This window comes from Stenotrophomonas sp. LST15-1-1.1 (assembly GCF_040815575.1).
Lineage (GTDB): Bacteria > Pseudomonadota > Gammaproteobacteria > Xanthomonadales > Xanthomonadaceae > Stenotrophomonas > Stenotrophomonas lactitubi_B.
Genome location: NZ_JBFPNJ010000012.1, coordinates 419,257 through 433,104 on the forward strand (window position 1 = coordinate 419,257; position 13,848 = coordinate 433,104).

A 13,848-nucleotide genomic window follows, 5' to 3' on the forward strand; every position below is an offset into this window, starting at 1 on the left:
TGGCGCGCCCGAGCCTACATGGACGTATTTACGGCGCCCCCTGCGCAGCCCACCCGCGCGGCCCTGCCCACGCTCCTGCAGCGCCCACCACGAGGGGCTCCGCCGTTGGCCGTCACCTACGGCAGCGCGCGCGCCAGCATCCCCGCCACATCCACCCCGGCCGGCAGCGTGCCGAATGCCAACCCATGTTCGCCCTGCAGCCGGCTGCGGATGAACGCCTCGGCCATCGGACTGCGTGCGCGCAGCAACAACGCCGCCTGCAGCAGCAGGGCAGTCCGTTCGCAGAACACGCGCGCCTGCGCCTCCTCCGGTGCCGCCGCATCGCGCCAACGCTGCAGTGCGGCCGCATAGCGCGCATCACGGTCGGCCACCGCCTCCAGTTCACCCTGCAGTGCCGCCAGCACCTCCGGCTCGCGCGCCAGCGCGCGCAGCACGTCCAGGCACTGGATGTTGCCGCTGCCCTCCCAGATCGAATTCAACGGCGCCTGCCGGTATAGCCGCGGCAACATCGATTCCTCCACGTAGCCGGCACCGCCCAGGCATTCCTGCGCTTCGTTGACGAACGCAGGCGCACGCTTGCATATCCAGTACTTGCCCAATGCCGTCCCCAACCGCGCGAGCGCGGCCTCGACCGGATCGCTGCCGGCGTGATCGACCGCGCGCGCGATACGCATCGCCAGCACCGTGGCAGCTTCCGATTCCAGCGCCAGATCGGCCAGCACGTTGGCCATCAGCGGATGGTCCATCAGTGGCTTTCCAAAGGTGCGCCGATGCCGCGCGTGGTGCAGCGCCTGCGCCAGCGCCATGCGCATTTCCGCCGCAGCGCCCAGCATGCAGTCCAGCCGGGTCATCATCACCATGCCGATGATGGTGGCCACGCCGCGTCCCTCCTCGCCCACCCGCCAGGCCTGGGCACCGCAGAACTCCACTTCGCTGGAGGCGTTGGCCCAGTCGCCCAGCTTGTCCTTCAAGCGCATCAGGCGGAACGCATTGCGATCCCCGTCGGCCAGGCGCCGTGGCATCAGCAGGCAGGTCAATCCGGCCGGCGCCTGCGCCAGTACCAGAAAGCCATCGCACATGGGTGCGGAGAAGAACCACTTGTGTCCGATCAGTCGATAGCGCTCACCATCGATGGGTTCGGCGCGGGTGGTGTTGGCGCGCACGTCCGAGCCGCCCTGCTTCTCGGTCATGCCCATGCCCAGGGTGATGCCGGCCTTGTCGGCCACCGGCACATCGCGCGGGTCGTACACCGGTGCGGCGGCCTTGCGCGACCAATCGGCCAGATGCGGCTGCCCGCGCAGCACGGCCACTGCGGCATGGGTCATGGTCAGCGGGCAGCTGGTGCCTGCCTCGGCCTGGTGGTGCAGGTAGCTCAGTGCAGCGCGCGCAACATGGGCGCCGGGCTGCGGCTCATGCCAGGACAGTCCTGCAACGCCGTGCTCCTTCGCCGTCTGCATCAGCTGGTGGTACGCCGGATGGAATTCCACGGTATCGATGCGATGGCCCTGCGCATCGTGCGTGCGAAGGCGTGGGCGGTCGCGGTTGGCGTCGAAGCCGATGCGGTACAGCTCGTCCCCGGCCAGTCCTCCATACACCGCCAGGCGTGGCGCGAAGGCTGCCGCGCCCTCGCGCTGTACGGCCTCCATCAGCGCGATGTCGTCGGTCCACAACTGGCGGCCGGCGAACGGTGGCGGCTGGTTGAGCACCACGTGGGTTTCGTAGGGAGCGCTGCTGTTGAAGCTCGGTCCACTCATCGGTTCCTTCCCCGCCGGCAAGAGGTGTGCGGCCCGATTGTGCCGTATCGTCCGGCAATCCCGCGTTCAGGCCGATTCTCGCCGCGTGCACGACCGCCACGCCACAGTGAGGGCATGGCAGGCAATGACGATCTGGTGGTACTGCGGCCGGAAGGGCTGTACTGCGCGGCAGGCGATTTCCATATCGATCCCTGGCGGCCGGTGCCGCGCGCGGTCATCACCCATGGCCATGGCGACCATGCGCGTCCGGGCATGGGCGAATACCACTGCAGCACCGGCAGCGTGCCGATCCTGCGCTGGCGCCTGGGCGATGTGCCGCTGCACGCGCATGCCGAGGGCGTGCCGTTTGCGCTGGGCCGGGTGCAGGTATCTCTGCATCCCGCCGGCCACGTGCTCGGCTCATCGCAGGTGCGCATCGACGACGGCGAGCAGGTCTGGGTGGCGTCGGGCGACTACAAGCGCCAGCCCGACCCCACCTGCACACCGTTCGAAGTGGTGCCCTGCGATACCTTCATCACCGAGGCGACCTTTGCGCTGCCGATCTATCGCTGGCCCGATACCCACGCGGTGGCGGCCGAGATCGCCGCCTGGCGTCGCGAGTGTGCGCAGCGCGGGGAAGCGGCCGTGCTGCTCTGCTACGCGCTGGGCAAGGCGCAACGCGTGCTGGCCGAGCTGCGCGCGGTGGATGACCAGCCTGCGTGGCTGCATGGCGCCATCGCCAACGGCGTCGCCGTCTATCGCCAGGCCGGTGTACCGATGCTCGACACGCTCACCGTTGCCGAGCAGGGACGTCAGCCCGATGCGGCCGGCCAGCTGATCCTGGCGCCGCCCTCGGCCGCCGGCACGCCCTGGCTGCGCCGGTTCGGCCGCCACCAGCTCGGCTTCGCCTCGGGCTGGATGCAGTTGCGCGGAAATCGCCGCCGCCGCAACGTCGACCGTGGCTTTGTGATCTCCGACCATGCCGATTGGCCGGCCCTGCTGCAGACCATCACGCAGACCGGCGCGAAGAGGATCATCGCCACCCACGGCAACACCGATGCGCTGATTCCGTACCTGCGCGAACGCGGCATTGCCGCCGAAGCCTTCCGCACCGACTTCGGAGGCGAGGAATGAAGGCCTTCGCCGCGCTGTACCAGCGACTGGATCGCAGCACCGCGACGCTGGACAAGCGCGCGGCGCTGATCGACTACTTCCGGCACGCACGTCCGCACGATGCAGCGTGGGCGCTGTTTCTGCTCAGCGGTGGCAAGGTGGGCGGCGCACGCCGCAAGATTGCAGGCAGTGGCGAACTGCGGGCGTGGATCGCCGAAGAATCCGGCCTGCCGCCATGGCTGGTCGAGGACAGCTACGCGCAGGTCGGCGACCTTGCCGAGACGCTCACGCTGCTGCTGGATGATCCGGCCAGCGAAGGCGAGGATCGCCCCCTGGCCGACTGGATCGAACAACACCTGCTTGCCATCGCCAACCAGCCAGAGCCCGTGCGCCGTACCGCTGTAGTCGAGGGCTGGCGCAAGCTTGCTTCGACCGAGCGCCTGGTCTTCAACAAACTGTTGACCGGTGCACTGCGCGTTGGCGTATCGCAGCGCGTGGTGCAGCAGGCACTGGCGGAGTGGTCCGGGCTGGACATCGCCCGCATCGCCCAGCGCATGCTCGGCGACTGGGTGCCCTCCCCCGGCCTGCTTGCCATGTTGCTGTCTGCCGAAGAACTGCCGACCGATCGCCAACAGCCCTATCCATTCTTCCTCGCCTCGCCGCTGGAAGGTGAGCCCACCGAGCGACTGGGCGAGATCGGCGACTGGCTGCTGGAATGGAAGTGGGATGGCATCCGCCTGCAGCTGCTTCGGCGCCAAGGCGAAGTGGCGCTGTGGTCGCGCGGCGAAGAACGGCTGGACGGTCGCTTCCCGGAGATCGAACAGGCCGCCGCATCACTGCCCGATGGCTGCGTGCTGGATGGCGAACTGCTGGCATGGGACGACGCCGACAATCTTCCGCGTGCATTCACCGCACTGCAGACCCGCATCCAGCGCCGCAAGCCCGGCGCCGCCACCCTGCGCAACACGCCGGTGCGCGTGCTCGCCTATGATCTGCTTGAACGCAACGGTGAGGACCTGCGTGCGCTGCCACTGCAGCAACGTCGCGCGCAGTTGGCCGAGGTGGTCGGCGCGCTCGGCGATCCGCGCATCCAGCTGTCGCCCGAGGTGACCGCCGACGATTGGCAGCATGCCGCGCAGCTGCGCGAAGCATCGCGCGAGCGCGGCGTGGAAGGGCTGATGCTGAAGCGCCGCGATTCGATCTACCAGTCCGGGCGTCGCCGTGGCGACTGGTGGAAGTGGAAGGTCGAGCCGCTCACCATCGATGCCGTACTGCTGTATGCACAGGCAGGTCATGGCCGGCGCAGCACGCTGTACACCGACTACACCTTCGGGGTGTGGGATGGCGACACGCTGGTTCCCGTGGCCAAGGCCTATTCCGGGCTGGACGACAAGGAAATCCTCGCCCTCGACCGTTGGATCCGCGCGCATACCCGCGAGCGCTTCGGGCCGGTACGCAGCGTCAGTGCCGAGCAGGTGTTCGAACTCGGTTTCGAAGCGGTCAACCGCAGCGCACGGCACAAGTCCGGCATCGCCGTGCGCTTTCCACGCATCCTGCGCTGGCGCCACGACAAACCGGCTGCCGAAGCCGACCATCTCGCCCAGTTGCAGGCGCTGGCGCGATGAAGCGCAGCGATGCGCTGCAGCGCCTGAACGACTGGTTCGGCAGCCGCGGCTGGCGCCCGCTGCCCTTCCAGCGCGCGATGTGGCGACACTACCTGGCCGGCGAATCGGGCCTGCTGCACACGCCTACCGGCAGCGGCAAGACCCTTGCCATGTTCGGTGGCCCGGTGCTGCAGGCGATGCTCGACCCGCCCCCCGCACCGCGTCGCGCCAGCGCGGTACGCCCGCTGCAGGTGCTGTGGGTGACACCGCTGCGGGCGCTGGCCAGCGATACCGCACGCGCGCTGCAGGCGCCGATCGATGGCCTTGGCCTGGGCTGGCGCGTGGGGCTGCGCAGCGGCGATGCCAGCAACCGTGACAGGCGCCTGGCGCGCGAAGGTCGCATCGATGTGCTGGTGACCACACCGGAGTCGCTGGCGCTGCTGCTCAGCTATCCCGACACTCTTGAGCGCATGCGCCAGTTGCGCTGCGTGGTGGTGGACGAATGGCACGAACTGCTGGGCAACAAGCGCGGCGTGCTGCTGCAGTTGAACCTGGCGCTGCTGCGTGCGGCGGCGCCCGCGATGCAGCTGTGGGGGCTGTCGGCAACATTGGGCAACCTGCCGCAGGCACGCGACGTACTGCTGCCGCACCGGCCACAGTCACCGATCGTGGAAGGTGCACGGCAACGTCCGGTGACGATCCGCAGCCTGCTGCCCGAACCCGGCGAACGCTTTCCATGGGCCGGGCATCTTGGCCTGGCGCAACTGCCGCGCGTGCTCGATGCACTGTTCCGCGCGCGCAGCAGCCTGCTCTTCACCAACACACGTGCGCAGGCGGAACTGTGGCACCAGGCCCTCGCGGCGGTGTGGCCGGAGGATGCCGGCACGCTCGCCCTGCACCACGGCTCGTTGGATCCCACGCTGCGCCAGCAGGTTGAAGACGGACTGCGTGCGGGCACGCTGCGGTGCGTGGTGGCCACGTCCAGCCTGGATCTGGGCGTGGACTTTCCGGAAGTGGACCAGGTGCTGCAGCTGGGCAGTCCGAAGGGCGTAGCCCGCCTGCGCCAGCGGGCCGGGCGTGCGCGCCATCGGCCCGGTGCCAGCGGTGAAATACTGTGCATTCCCAGCCATGCGCTGGAACTGGCCGAGTACGCGGCGGCCCGACGCGCGCTGCATGACGGGATGATCGAAGCACGCCGTCCTCCCACCTTGTCGCTGGATGTATTGGCCCAGCACGCGGTCAGCCGCGCGCTGGCTGGCGGCTTCGACGCCGATGCACTGCTGCAGCAGGTTCGTGGCACGCATGCCTTCGCCGCGCTGGAGGACGGGCAGTGGAATGCCGTGCTCGATTTCATCGTGCAGGGCGGACGTGCGCTGTCCCGGTATCCGGAGTTCCACAAGGTGGTACGCGATGCCGAGGGCATCTACCGCATGCCCGATCGCCGCCAGGCGCTGCGCCATCGGCTGTCGATCGGCACCATCAGCAGCGACGGCAGCGTGCGCGTGCAGTTCCTGCGTGGCGGCAGCCTGGGCGCGGTGGAAGAGCAGTTCGCCAGCCGCCTGCGCCGGGGCGACCGCTTCCAGTTTGCAGGACGCCTGCTGGAGCTGGTGCAGCTGCGCGACATGACCGCGTTCGTGCGCGTGGCACGCGGCGGTGGTGATGGCGTGGTGCCGCGCTGGCAGGGCGGGCAGCTGCCGTTGTCGATGCCACTGGGACGCGAACTGGAAAAGGTGCTGTCAGGAGCCGACCAGAGCGCGGAGTCGCGCTGGCTTGCGCCGCTGCTGGCGTTGCAGTCGCAGCTGTCTGCGCCGCCATCGCCCGGCCACCTGCTGGTGGAGGACGTGCGCCGACGCGAGGGACAGTTCCTGTTCGTCTATCCCTTTGCGGGTCGCCATGTGCATGAAGCGCTGGCCGCATTGCTGGCCCTGCGCTGCACCCGGCAACAGCGCAACAGCATCGGCTATGCGGTGAACGACCATGGCCTGGTGCTCGCTCCGGCAACGCCGGTGGACCTGCAGGACCAGGACTGGCGGGCGATGCTGGATGCTGACGGCCTGCTGCAGGACCTGCGCGAAGCGGTGAACCTGGGTGAGCTGGCGCGCCGTCAGTTCCGCGGCATCGCGCGCGTGGCGGGCCTGCTGGTGCCCAGCCTGCCTGGCGGCATGCCACGATCGCTGCGCCAGCTGCAGGCCTCCGCCGGTCTGCTGCATGACGTGCTCCGCGAGCACGACCCGGAGCATCTGCTGTTGGCACTGGCCGAGCATGAGGTGCTGCACGACAGCCTGGATCTGCCCGGGCTGCAGCAGGTGCTGGCAGGCATCGCCACACGTTCGTTGTCGCTGCAGCAGCCATCATCGCTGACGCCGCTGGCGTTTCCGCTGTGGGCCGAGCGCCTGCGTGGGCAGTTCAGCAATGAAGACTGGCGCACGCGCGTGCAGCGTGCCGCGCAACAGCTGGAGCGGCGTCATGGCCGCTGATCTGCCGCTGCAGCTGGGCGGTGAGTCGATGCTGCTGCTGGGCGGACGAGCGCTGCTGTGGCCAGCGCGTCGCACGTTGTTGATCGCCGACCTGCACCTGGGCAAGGCGGACGTATTCCGGCGCGCAGGAATCGCCCTGCCGGCCGGCGGTACCGGCAATGACCTGCAGCGCCTGCAGCACATGGTGGCCACCCACCAGTGCCAGCAACTATGGATTCTCGGCGACGTCCTGCATGGCCCGGCGCATCGCGCGGCCTGGTACCAGCAATGGCTTGGTTGGCGCCAGCAGCATGTTGCGCTGGACATCCACGTGGTGCGCGGCAATCACGACCGTGATCTGCCGAAGGCAGCGCTGCAGGTGCAGATGCATGACGACGCGCGCTTGGGACCGTTCCTGCTGCGGCACGAGCCGCTGGCCGATGCCTCCGCGCACGTGCTGGCGGGCCATGTGCATCCGCAGGTTGCGTTGCCGGCATTGCGTCGGCGCTTCCCCGCGTTCTGGCTGCGCCAGGGCATCACCATCCTGCCGGCGTTCTCGGCATTCACCGCCGGTGTCGTGCCTGTACTGGCACCGGGCGAACAGCTGCTCGCCTGTGTGGAAGACAGCGTGGTGCCGCTGCCGGTTCGCTGATTCTTCGGGGCCTGCGTCGAGGCCTGGCCTGCATTACGACGGACGGGCGACGATCCCGGGCATCAGGCTGAAATCCGGCGCTTCCTCGTCGGCGTGGCGCGGCAGTGCCTGTATCGCCACCAGCATCTCGTGGGCGCAGGCGCGGATATGGTCGTGGTTTTCCGGTGATGCGTGGCTGATCAAACTGCCGACATGGAACTCGAACACATCTTCCAGTACGTCGGGCTGGTCCTCGTGCAGCATCCGCAGAAGACCGCGCAGCTTGCAGATTTCCGATTCCAGCTTCTCGACCGCGAACAACATGGCGTCCTCCTCGTGCATCGTGCGGCGCATCCGGGCCGCAGCAGGCAGCGACGGCGACGCCACCCGGGCCACGCGATGATCGATCACGAAAAGGAAAGCGGGCGACGCGGCTGCCGCGTGCTCATCTCTTGTCGCATATACGGGGTGAGGTAATCGTTAATCGACGTGACGAGAGATTCACGCGGTGGCCGGAATTGCCACGCTCTGTGCGGCCGAGGGTGCGGCGGCCAGCGCTTCGATGAATGCCGGATCGAGCGGCAACGCGCCCAGCCACCCGTGCTGGGTACCGCTGAGCACGCGCAGCATGTGCCCGCGCCCGCCAGGCAGTCGTCCCATCGGCCCCAGCAGCACGTCGCGCGCCTTCGCCCACGCGTCGCGATCGGACTGGAACAGCGGCGTCAGCCAGCGGCTCCAGCGCTGATAGACCGCCACATGCGCACGCCTTTGTGCCTGGTAGGCCTGCAATGCCGGTTCACCGCCACCCTGGGCACGCAACGCATCGCGCAGTGCCAGCGCATCCAGCAGCGCCATGTTCACGCCCTGCCCCAGCTGCGGGCTCATCGCATGCGCCGCATCACCCACCAGTACCAGTCGGCCCTGGTGCCAACGCTTCATTACTGCATCGCGGTACACCGCCCGCGCCAGTTGCCCGGCGTCCTGCAGATGGGCGAAGCGCGCGCCCGCCTGTGGCCACAGCGCATGCAGTTCTTCCAGCCAGGGCGCCATGCCGTCGCCCTGCCAGCGCTCGAAATCCGCGCGCGGCAGGCTCCAGAAGAAGCTCAGGCGAGGCGTATCGTCACCCGGTCGGCTACCCACCGGCAGCAGGCCGATCATCTTGCGCGCGGCGACGTAGCGCTGCCGCAGCTGCTGCATGTGCGGCCAGTCTTCGGCCGGCAACAGGCACCACAGCGCGCCCCACGGGTACACCCGGTCCAGCGCCGCGCCACCGTCGATGCCGTTGCGCAGCGTGGACGCAGCACCGTCGGCAGCAACCACCAGATCGAACGGTCCGTGCGCGCGGCCGTCACTGTCGCGCAGCCGTCCCTGCTGGTGGTCGACCTCGACGATGGTCGTACCCACATGCAGTTCGCCGGCGCCTTCACGCGCTTTGTCCAGTACCGAGAACAACGCCCCGCGCTGCATGCCCATACCGTGCAGGCGCGCATCCAGGCCGTCATAGCCCATGTCCATCACCGCACGCTCGCACGGCGTATCGCCATACAGCCGGTGCACCGGCATGGCGTAGCTGCGCACGGCATCGAGCAGGCCCATCTGCCACAGCACCTGCAGTCCGCTGGGTTGCAGCAGGAACCCTGCGCCCACCGGCCCTGGCGTCGGCACGCGTTCGAATATCTCCACCTCGTGGCCATCACGGGTGAGCAGGATGGCCAATGCCTGGCCAGCGGTGCCGTATCCAATTACGGCGATGCGCAGTCGTTCCGTCATGCCCGCATTGTGCCATCGGCGCAGGGGCGGTACATCGACCGCCTCCTCTTCCGAGCAGATTTGCATCGGGCTCCGCCACCACTGCCGGCCATCCTGCGAATGTCCCCCGGCAGCCTCTACGCGGCTGCCTCCTCCTTTACTTCGCAGGAGAGCCGACAGTGGTGGCGGCGCTCGGCTTTCATGGCCTCTGTTGGCGCGCGCGCGATTCCGCAACGGGAGCGCCTGTCCTTGCGTGCGAAGTAAAGGAGGAGGCGATGGCCGCAGGCCGGCGCCGGGGGACATTCGCACGCAGGGACAGGCGCTCCCCCCGCAAAAGCGTCTTCACGTTCACGGCCCGCAAAAAAAAACCCCGCCGAAGCGGGGTTTTCAACGCACTATCGAGTGGATCACTCGGCCGGAACGATGTTCGAGGCCTGGGCGCCCTTCGGGCCCTGGGTCACGTCGTAGGTGACCTTCTGGCCTTCCTGCAGACTGCGGAAGCCCTTGGAGTTGATCGCGGAGAAGTGCGCGAAGACGTCGGCGCTGCCGTCCTCCGGCGAGATGAAGCCAAATCCCTTGGCGTCGTTGAACCACTTGACGGTACCGTTCGGCATGGTGATGCGTGACCTTATGCAATGAATGGGTGGTGTACGCTGAACCCGCGCACAAGCTGAGTATGCAAAGCTTGTTACGCGAAGACAATCACCCCCGCGCCAATTCGCCGACCAGTTCCGGAAGTCCGTTGCTGGCGGCCTGCACATTGACCAGTACTTCGGCCATGGTGATTTCCTCGCCGTCACCGCACCCGGCGGCCCAGTTGGCAACGATCGCCAGGCAGGCATAATCCAGCCCCAGCTCGCGTGCCAGCGCCGCTTCGGGCATACCGGTCATGCCTACCAGGTCGCAGCCATCCCGGCGCATGCGCGCGATTTCGGCGATGGTTTCCAGCCGCGGGCCCTGCGTTGCGCCGTAGCAACCGCCGTCGTGGACCTTCACACCGGTCACCTTCGCCGCCGCCAGGATTTTGCTGCGCAGCATCGGCGTATACGGATGGCCGAAGTCGACGTGCACCACGTCGGTGCCTTCTTCTTCGCAGATCGTGCTGATCCGGCCCCAGGTGTAATCGATTACCTGATCCGGACAGGCCAGCACGCGCGGACCGAAATCGTCACCGATGCCGCCCACGGTATTCAGCGCCAACACACGCTGCGCGCCGATCTGCTGCAGCGCGGCCAGGTTGGCGCGGTAGTTGATCTTGTGCGGCGGCAGCGAATGACCTTCGCCGTGGCGCGCCAGGAAAGCCACGCGATGACCAAGCAATGTCCCGACCCGCACCGGGCCGGACGGCTGCCCGAAACGGGTCGAGACTTCGTGGGTCTGCACGTCGTCAAGCTGGGCCAGGTTATAGACACCGGTGCCGCCAATCACGGCCAGGGCGATCTGTTGCATGAAAAGCACTCCAGAGAAAAAAGAACGCCGGCACCCGAGGATGCCGGCGGCAGGAAACGCAGGCCGCAGGCGGCCGCGTTGTTATTCCTTCATCGCGTAGATGGCCGGCACGCAGCGCAGGGTTTCGTTGACGTCCATGCCAAAACCGAACACGTAGCGGTCCGGCAGCTCGATGCCGGCGTAGTCGGCGGTGACGTCCGGCAGCGCGCGGTCGTGCTTCTTCACGGTCATCGCGGCAATGCGCACGTCGGTCGCGCCCTGCTCCAGGCACCAGGTGCGCACGCCCTGCAGGGTGTAACCCTCGTCGAGGATGTCATCGACCAGCAGCACGCGACGGCCGAACAGCGCGGTGGCCGGCTTGTGCTTCCACACCAGGTCACCGCCGGTGGTCTCGCCACGGTAACGGGTGGCGTGCAGGTAATCGAACTGCACGTCCTGGCCACGCGCGCCCAGCTCCAGTGCCAGCTGGCCTGCGAACGGCAGCGCACCGTGCATGATCGACAGGAACAGCGGCACCTCGCCCTGGTAATCGCGCGCGATGGCGTCGGCGATGCCGGCAATGGCCTTGTCGATGGTGGGACGATCGACCAGCAGGTCGGCTTGGGCCAGGGCCTGGGAAATGGTGAGGTTCGGCATCAGACGGTTCTTCCAAGGGTTTGAAGCAGACGGGATTGGGTGTCGCCATGGCGGGCATCGGCCAGCAGGCCATCCCAGCCAAGTGCGCCGCGGCCGAGCAGGCCCAGCAGCGCAGCGGTATTGAGGGAGCGTCCCTGCACCGCGTGCAGGGCTTCATCGACCAGTTCCGGGTGGCAGACCAGCACCACGTCGCAGCCGGCATCCAGGTGCGCGTGCACGCGCGCCGGCACGCCACCGGCGCTGTGCGAGGCGGCCATGCCGATGTCGTCGGAGAACACCACGCCGCGGAAGCCGAGTTCGTCGCGCAGGATCTGCTGGATCCAGCGCGGCGAGTAGCCCGCGGGTTCCGGCGCGACCTGCGGATAGATCACGTGTGCCATCATCACTGCATCGGCGCCGGCGGCGATACCGGCCGCGAACGGGACCAGATCCTGTGCGCGCAGTTCATCCAGCGCACGCGGATCGATCGCGATATCCACATGGGTGTCTTCCAGCACGGTGCCATGTCCGGGGAAATGCTTGAGGGTGGCGGCCATGCCGACCGCGTGCATGCCACGCACATAGGCGGCGGTGAACGCGGCCACGACCTGCGGGTCTTCACTGAAGGCACGGTTGCCGATGGCGCGATTGCCACGGCCAAGGTCGACCACCGGCGCGAAGCTCAGGTCCACACCGCTGGCACGCACTTCACTGGCCATCAGCCAGGCGTGCTGCTCGGCCAAGGCAAGCGCAGCGTCGGGGTCCCTGGCGTACTGGACACCGATGTCCTGCAGCGGCGGCAGCTCGCTGAAGCCCTCGCGGAAGCGCTGCACGCGTCCCCCTTCCTGGTCCACGCAGATCAACTGCGGACGCGGAGCGGCAGCGCGGATCGCCGCGGACAGTTCGGTCACCTGCTGCCGCGAAGCGAAGTTGCGCTTGAACAGCACCACCCCGGCCACAGCATCGTGCTGCAGCCAGTCACGTTCCTGGGCGGTCAGTTCAGTACCGGCAACGCCGATCAGCAGCATGGTCGATCTCCACAACGGGCGCCCGCATGGCGCAGTGCCGCATTGTCGCAGAACCGGCCAACAGGCGCAGTGGTCAAAAAGGGGACGGAGGGGATCCACGCGCAATCGGCCCACTGGTGCCGAATACGACTTGCTCCCCTCCGTCCCCTGTTGCGGTCCGGTCAGACCTTGCAGCCGTCCGCGCCGCAGGCGTCGTCGCTGCCATCCGTGGAACCCTGCGTGCCCTGCCCCGCGGCCTGCTCGGCGGCAATCTGGCGCAGGGCGTTGGCGAAGGCTTCCGGCGGCTGGGCGCCGGATACAGCCCAGCGACCGTCGATGACGAAGGTGGGCACCGAGGAGATACCCAGCGCATGGGCCTGCGCCAGGCCCGCTTCCACTTCGGCCAGGCCACGATCGCCGGCCAGCATCTGCTGGATCTCATCTGCAGCCAGACCACCCGCAGCACCGGCCTCGACCAGCACCGCCGGGTCGGCCAGATTCCGCCCCTGCTCGAAATGGGCGCGGAACAGCGCCTCGCCGACCGCCTCCTGCACGCCGTGCTGGCCCGCCAGCCACAGCAGGCGATGCGCCGGCAGCGTGGTTACCCGCACCTGGCCCTGGCTGAAGTCCATCGGCAGGCCCTCGGCCCGCGCAGTGGTCTGGGTCTGGCCAAGGATCTGCTCGGTGCGCTCGGCACCGCCGAACTTACGCTCATAGGCCTCGCGCAGCGGCACCGGGGTGGCGTCCGCATCCGGATCGAGCTGGAACGGCTGCCAGTGGATCTCGAGTTCGGGCGCGTCGGCGCCCAGCAACTGCACACCCTGCTGGAAGCGATGCTTGCCGATCCAGCACCAGGGGCAGACCACGTCGGAGTAGATGTCGATTCTCATTCCTGCGACATGTGGCCTGCTCGCCCCGAAAAAAGGGGACGGAGGGAATCAAGTCGCCATTCCCTTCGCCCCCGCTTCAGGATTTCACCACTGTGAATAGGGATTATTGGCCAACGCCACGTTGTAGTAGCGCGCGTCGTCGGTCACTTCGGCGCCGACCCAGTCCGGCAGGTCGATGGCCTGGTTGGCGCTGTCGAGTTCGACTTCGGCGACCACCAGGCCGGCGTTGTCGCCCAGGAACTCGTCCACTTCCCAGGTCAGGCCGGCGTACGCGACCAGATGCCGGCGCTTGTCGATCAGGCCACCGACGCACAGCGCCAGCAGGTCGCGCGCATCCTGCACCGGGATCGGATAGTCGAACTCCTGCCGGGTATGGCCCAGCGTTCGCGACTTCAGGTTCAGTGCGGCCTTCTCGCCTTCGATGCGGACCCGCACCGAGGCGTTCTGGGTGCCGCGGTCGAGCGCGCCCAGATCGTTGATGTAGCCCTGCGCCATCGGGATGACCCGGTGCGCGGCGGTGCGCCACCCATCATGGGTGACGAGGAATTTGCGTTCGATTTCGATGCCCATGGGCACAGTATGCGGCTCACGCCAGATGCTG

General features: G+C 67.9%; 13 protein-coding genes. 4 read left to right on the top strand and 9 right to left on the bottom strand.

Annotated features, from left to right (window positions below):
• Positions 1 to 116 precede the first annotated feature (116 nt).
• Entirely contained in the window at positions 117 to 1,754 is a 1,638-nt protein-coding gene (locus MRBLST15_RS09675; protein WP_367785784.1) for an acyl-CoA dehydrogenase family protein, read from the bottom strand.
• Between the two features lie 114 nt (positions 1,755 to 1,868).
• Between MRBLST15_RS09675 and MRBLST15_RS09680 the strand changes: the two genes are divergently transcribed.
• The 4 genes from MRBLST15_RS09680 to pdeM are packed head-to-tail and all read left to right on the top strand — an operon-like array spanning position 1,869 to position 7,558.
• Positions 1,869 to 2,867 carry a ligase-associated DNA damage response exonuclease gene (locus tag MRBLST15_RS09680; protein WP_265952410.1) on the top strand — a complete coding sequence of 333 codons (999 nt, stop codon included), beginning with the start codon at positions 1,869 to 1,871 and terminating at the stop codon, positions 2,865 to 2,867.
• Positions 2,864 to 4,471, top strand: a complete 1,608-nt coding sequence (locus MRBLST15_RS09685; protein ID WP_312705949.1) for an ATP-dependent DNA ligase — start codon at positions 2,864 to 2,866, stop codon at positions 4,469 to 4,471. Before MRBLST15_RS09680 ends, MRBLST15_RS09685 begins: the two co-directional genes overlap by 4 nt.
• Complete coding sequence (locus MRBLST15_RS09690) at positions 4,468 to 6,927, top strand: ligase-associated DNA damage response DEXH box helicase (protein WP_367785785.1); 2,460 nt, start codon at positions 4,468 to 4,470, stop codon at positions 6,925 to 6,927. Before MRBLST15_RS09685 ends, MRBLST15_RS09690 begins: the two co-directional genes overlap by 4 nt.
• Complete coding sequence (gene pdeM, locus MRBLST15_RS09695) at positions 6,917 to 7,558, top strand: ligase-associated DNA damage response endonuclease PdeM (RefSeq protein ID WP_367785786.1); 642 nt, start codon at positions 6,917 to 6,919, stop codon at positions 7,556 to 7,558. The genes MRBLST15_RS09690 and pdeM overlap by 11 nt, the downstream gene beginning before the upstream one ends.
• A gap of 33 nt (positions 7,559 to 7,591) precedes the next feature.
• On the opposite strand, the gene MRBLST15_RS09700 is transcribed toward pdeM, so the two are convergent.
• From MRBLST15_RS09700 to MRBLST15_RS09735, 8 genes are all read right to left on the bottom strand, one after another.
• Complete coding sequence (locus tag MRBLST15_RS09700; protein WP_099819111.1) at positions 7,592 to 7,861, bottom strand: hypothetical protein; 270 nt, start codon at positions 7,859 to 7,861, stop codon at positions 7,592 to 7,594.
• A 177-nt stretch (positions 7,862 to 8,038) separates the two neighbouring features.
• On the bottom strand, positions 8,039 to 9,307 hold the full coding sequence (locus MRBLST15_RS09705) for an FAD-dependent oxidoreductase (protein ID WP_367785787.1): 1,269 nt from the start codon (positions 9,305 to 9,307) through the stop codon (positions 8,039 to 8,041).
• A gap of 386 nt (positions 9,308 to 9,693) precedes the next feature.
• Positions 9,694 to 9,900, bottom strand: a complete 207-nt coding sequence (gene cspE, locus MRBLST15_RS09710; RefSeq protein WP_019183439.1) for a transcription antiterminator/RNA stability regulator CspE — start codon at positions 9,898 to 9,900, stop codon at positions 9,694 to 9,696.
• Positions 9,901 to 9,988: 88 nt separating this feature from the next.
• Positions 9,989 to 10,735, bottom strand: coding sequence for an S-methyl-5'-thioinosine phosphorylase (locus MRBLST15_RS09715; protein ID WP_367785788.1), 747 nt, complete (start codon positions 10,733 to 10,735; stop codon positions 9,989 to 9,991).
• 81 nt (positions 10,736 to 10,816) lie between these two features.
• Positions 10,817 to 11,371, bottom strand: coding sequence for a hypoxanthine-guanine phosphoribosyltransferase (locus MRBLST15_RS09720; protein ID WP_025879180.1), 555 nt, complete (start codon positions 11,369 to 11,371; stop codon positions 10,817 to 10,819).
• A complete protein-coding gene (gene nagZ / locus MRBLST15_RS09725) occupies positions 11,371 to 12,378 on the bottom strand; it encodes a beta-N-acetylhexosaminidase (RefSeq protein WP_265952402.1) in 1,008 nt (335 codons plus the stop codon). The genes MRBLST15_RS09720 and nagZ overlap by 1 nt, the downstream gene beginning before the upstream one ends.
• Positions 12,379 to 12,539: 161 nt before the next feature.
• On the bottom strand, positions 12,540 to 13,247 hold the full coding sequence (locus tag MRBLST15_RS09730) for a DsbA family oxidoreductase (protein WP_367785789.1): 708 nt from the start codon (positions 13,245 to 13,247) through the stop codon (positions 12,540 to 12,542).
• Between the two features lie 84 nt (positions 13,248 to 13,331).
• On the bottom strand, positions 13,332 to 13,817 hold the full coding sequence (locus MRBLST15_RS09735; protein WP_367785790.1) for a CYTH domain-containing protein: 486 nt from the start codon (positions 13,815 to 13,817) through the stop codon (positions 13,332 to 13,334).
• Between the last annotated feature and the right edge of the window lie 31 nt (positions 13,818 to 13,848).

Bases quoted from the DNA above. Each gene is read 5' to 3' on its own strand.
- MRBLST15_RS09675 (WP_367785784.1), bottom strand. From the start codon at position 1,754: ATGAGTGGACCGAGCTTCAACAGCAGCGCTCCCTACGAAACCCACGTG.
- MRBLST15_RS09680 (WP_265952410.1), top strand. From the start codon at position 1,869: ATGGCAGGCAATGACGATCTGGTGGTACTGCGGCCGGAAGGGCTGTAC.
- MRBLST15_RS09685 (WP_312705949.1), top strand. From the start codon at position 2,864: ATGAAGGCCTTCGCCGCGCTGTACCAGCGACTGGATCGCAGCACCGCG.
- MRBLST15_RS09690 (WP_367785785.1), top strand. From the start codon at position 4,468: ATGAAGCGCAGCGATGCGCTGCAGCGCCTGAACGACTGGTTCGGCAGC.
- pdeM (WP_367785786.1), top strand. From the start codon at position 6,917: ATGGCCGCTGATCTGCCGCTGCAGCTGGGCGGTGAGTCGATGCTGCTG.
- MRBLST15_RS09700 (WP_099819111.1), bottom strand. From the start codon at position 7,861: ATGTTGTTCGCGGTCGAGAAGCTGGAATCGGAAATCTGCAAGCTGCGC.
- MRBLST15_RS09705 (WP_367785787.1), bottom strand. From the start codon at position 9,307: ATGACGGAACGACTGCGCATCGCCGTAATTGGATACGGCACCGCTGGC.
- cspE (WP_019183439.1), bottom strand. From the start codon at position 9,900: ATGCCGAACGGTACCGTCAAGTGGTTCAACGACGCCAAGGGATTTGGC.
- MRBLST15_RS09715 (WP_367785788.1), bottom strand. From the start codon at position 10,735: ATGCAACAGATCGCCCTGGCCGTGATTGGCGGCACCGGTGTCTATAAC.
- MRBLST15_RS09720 (WP_025879180.1), bottom strand. From the start codon at position 11,371: ATGCCGAACCTCACCATTTCCCAGGCCCTGGCCCAAGCCGACCTGCTG.
- nagZ (WP_265952402.1), bottom strand. From the start codon at position 12,378: ATGCTGCTGATCGGCGTTGCCGGTACTGAACTGACCGCCCAGGAACGT.
- MRBLST15_RS09730 (WP_367785789.1), bottom strand. From the start codon at position 13,247: ATGAGAATCGACATCTACTCCGACGTGGTCTGCCCCTGGTGCTGGATC.
- MRBLST15_RS09735 (WP_367785790.1), bottom strand. From the start codon at position 13,817: ATGGGCATCGAAATCGAACGCAAATTCCTCGTCACCCATGATGGGTGG.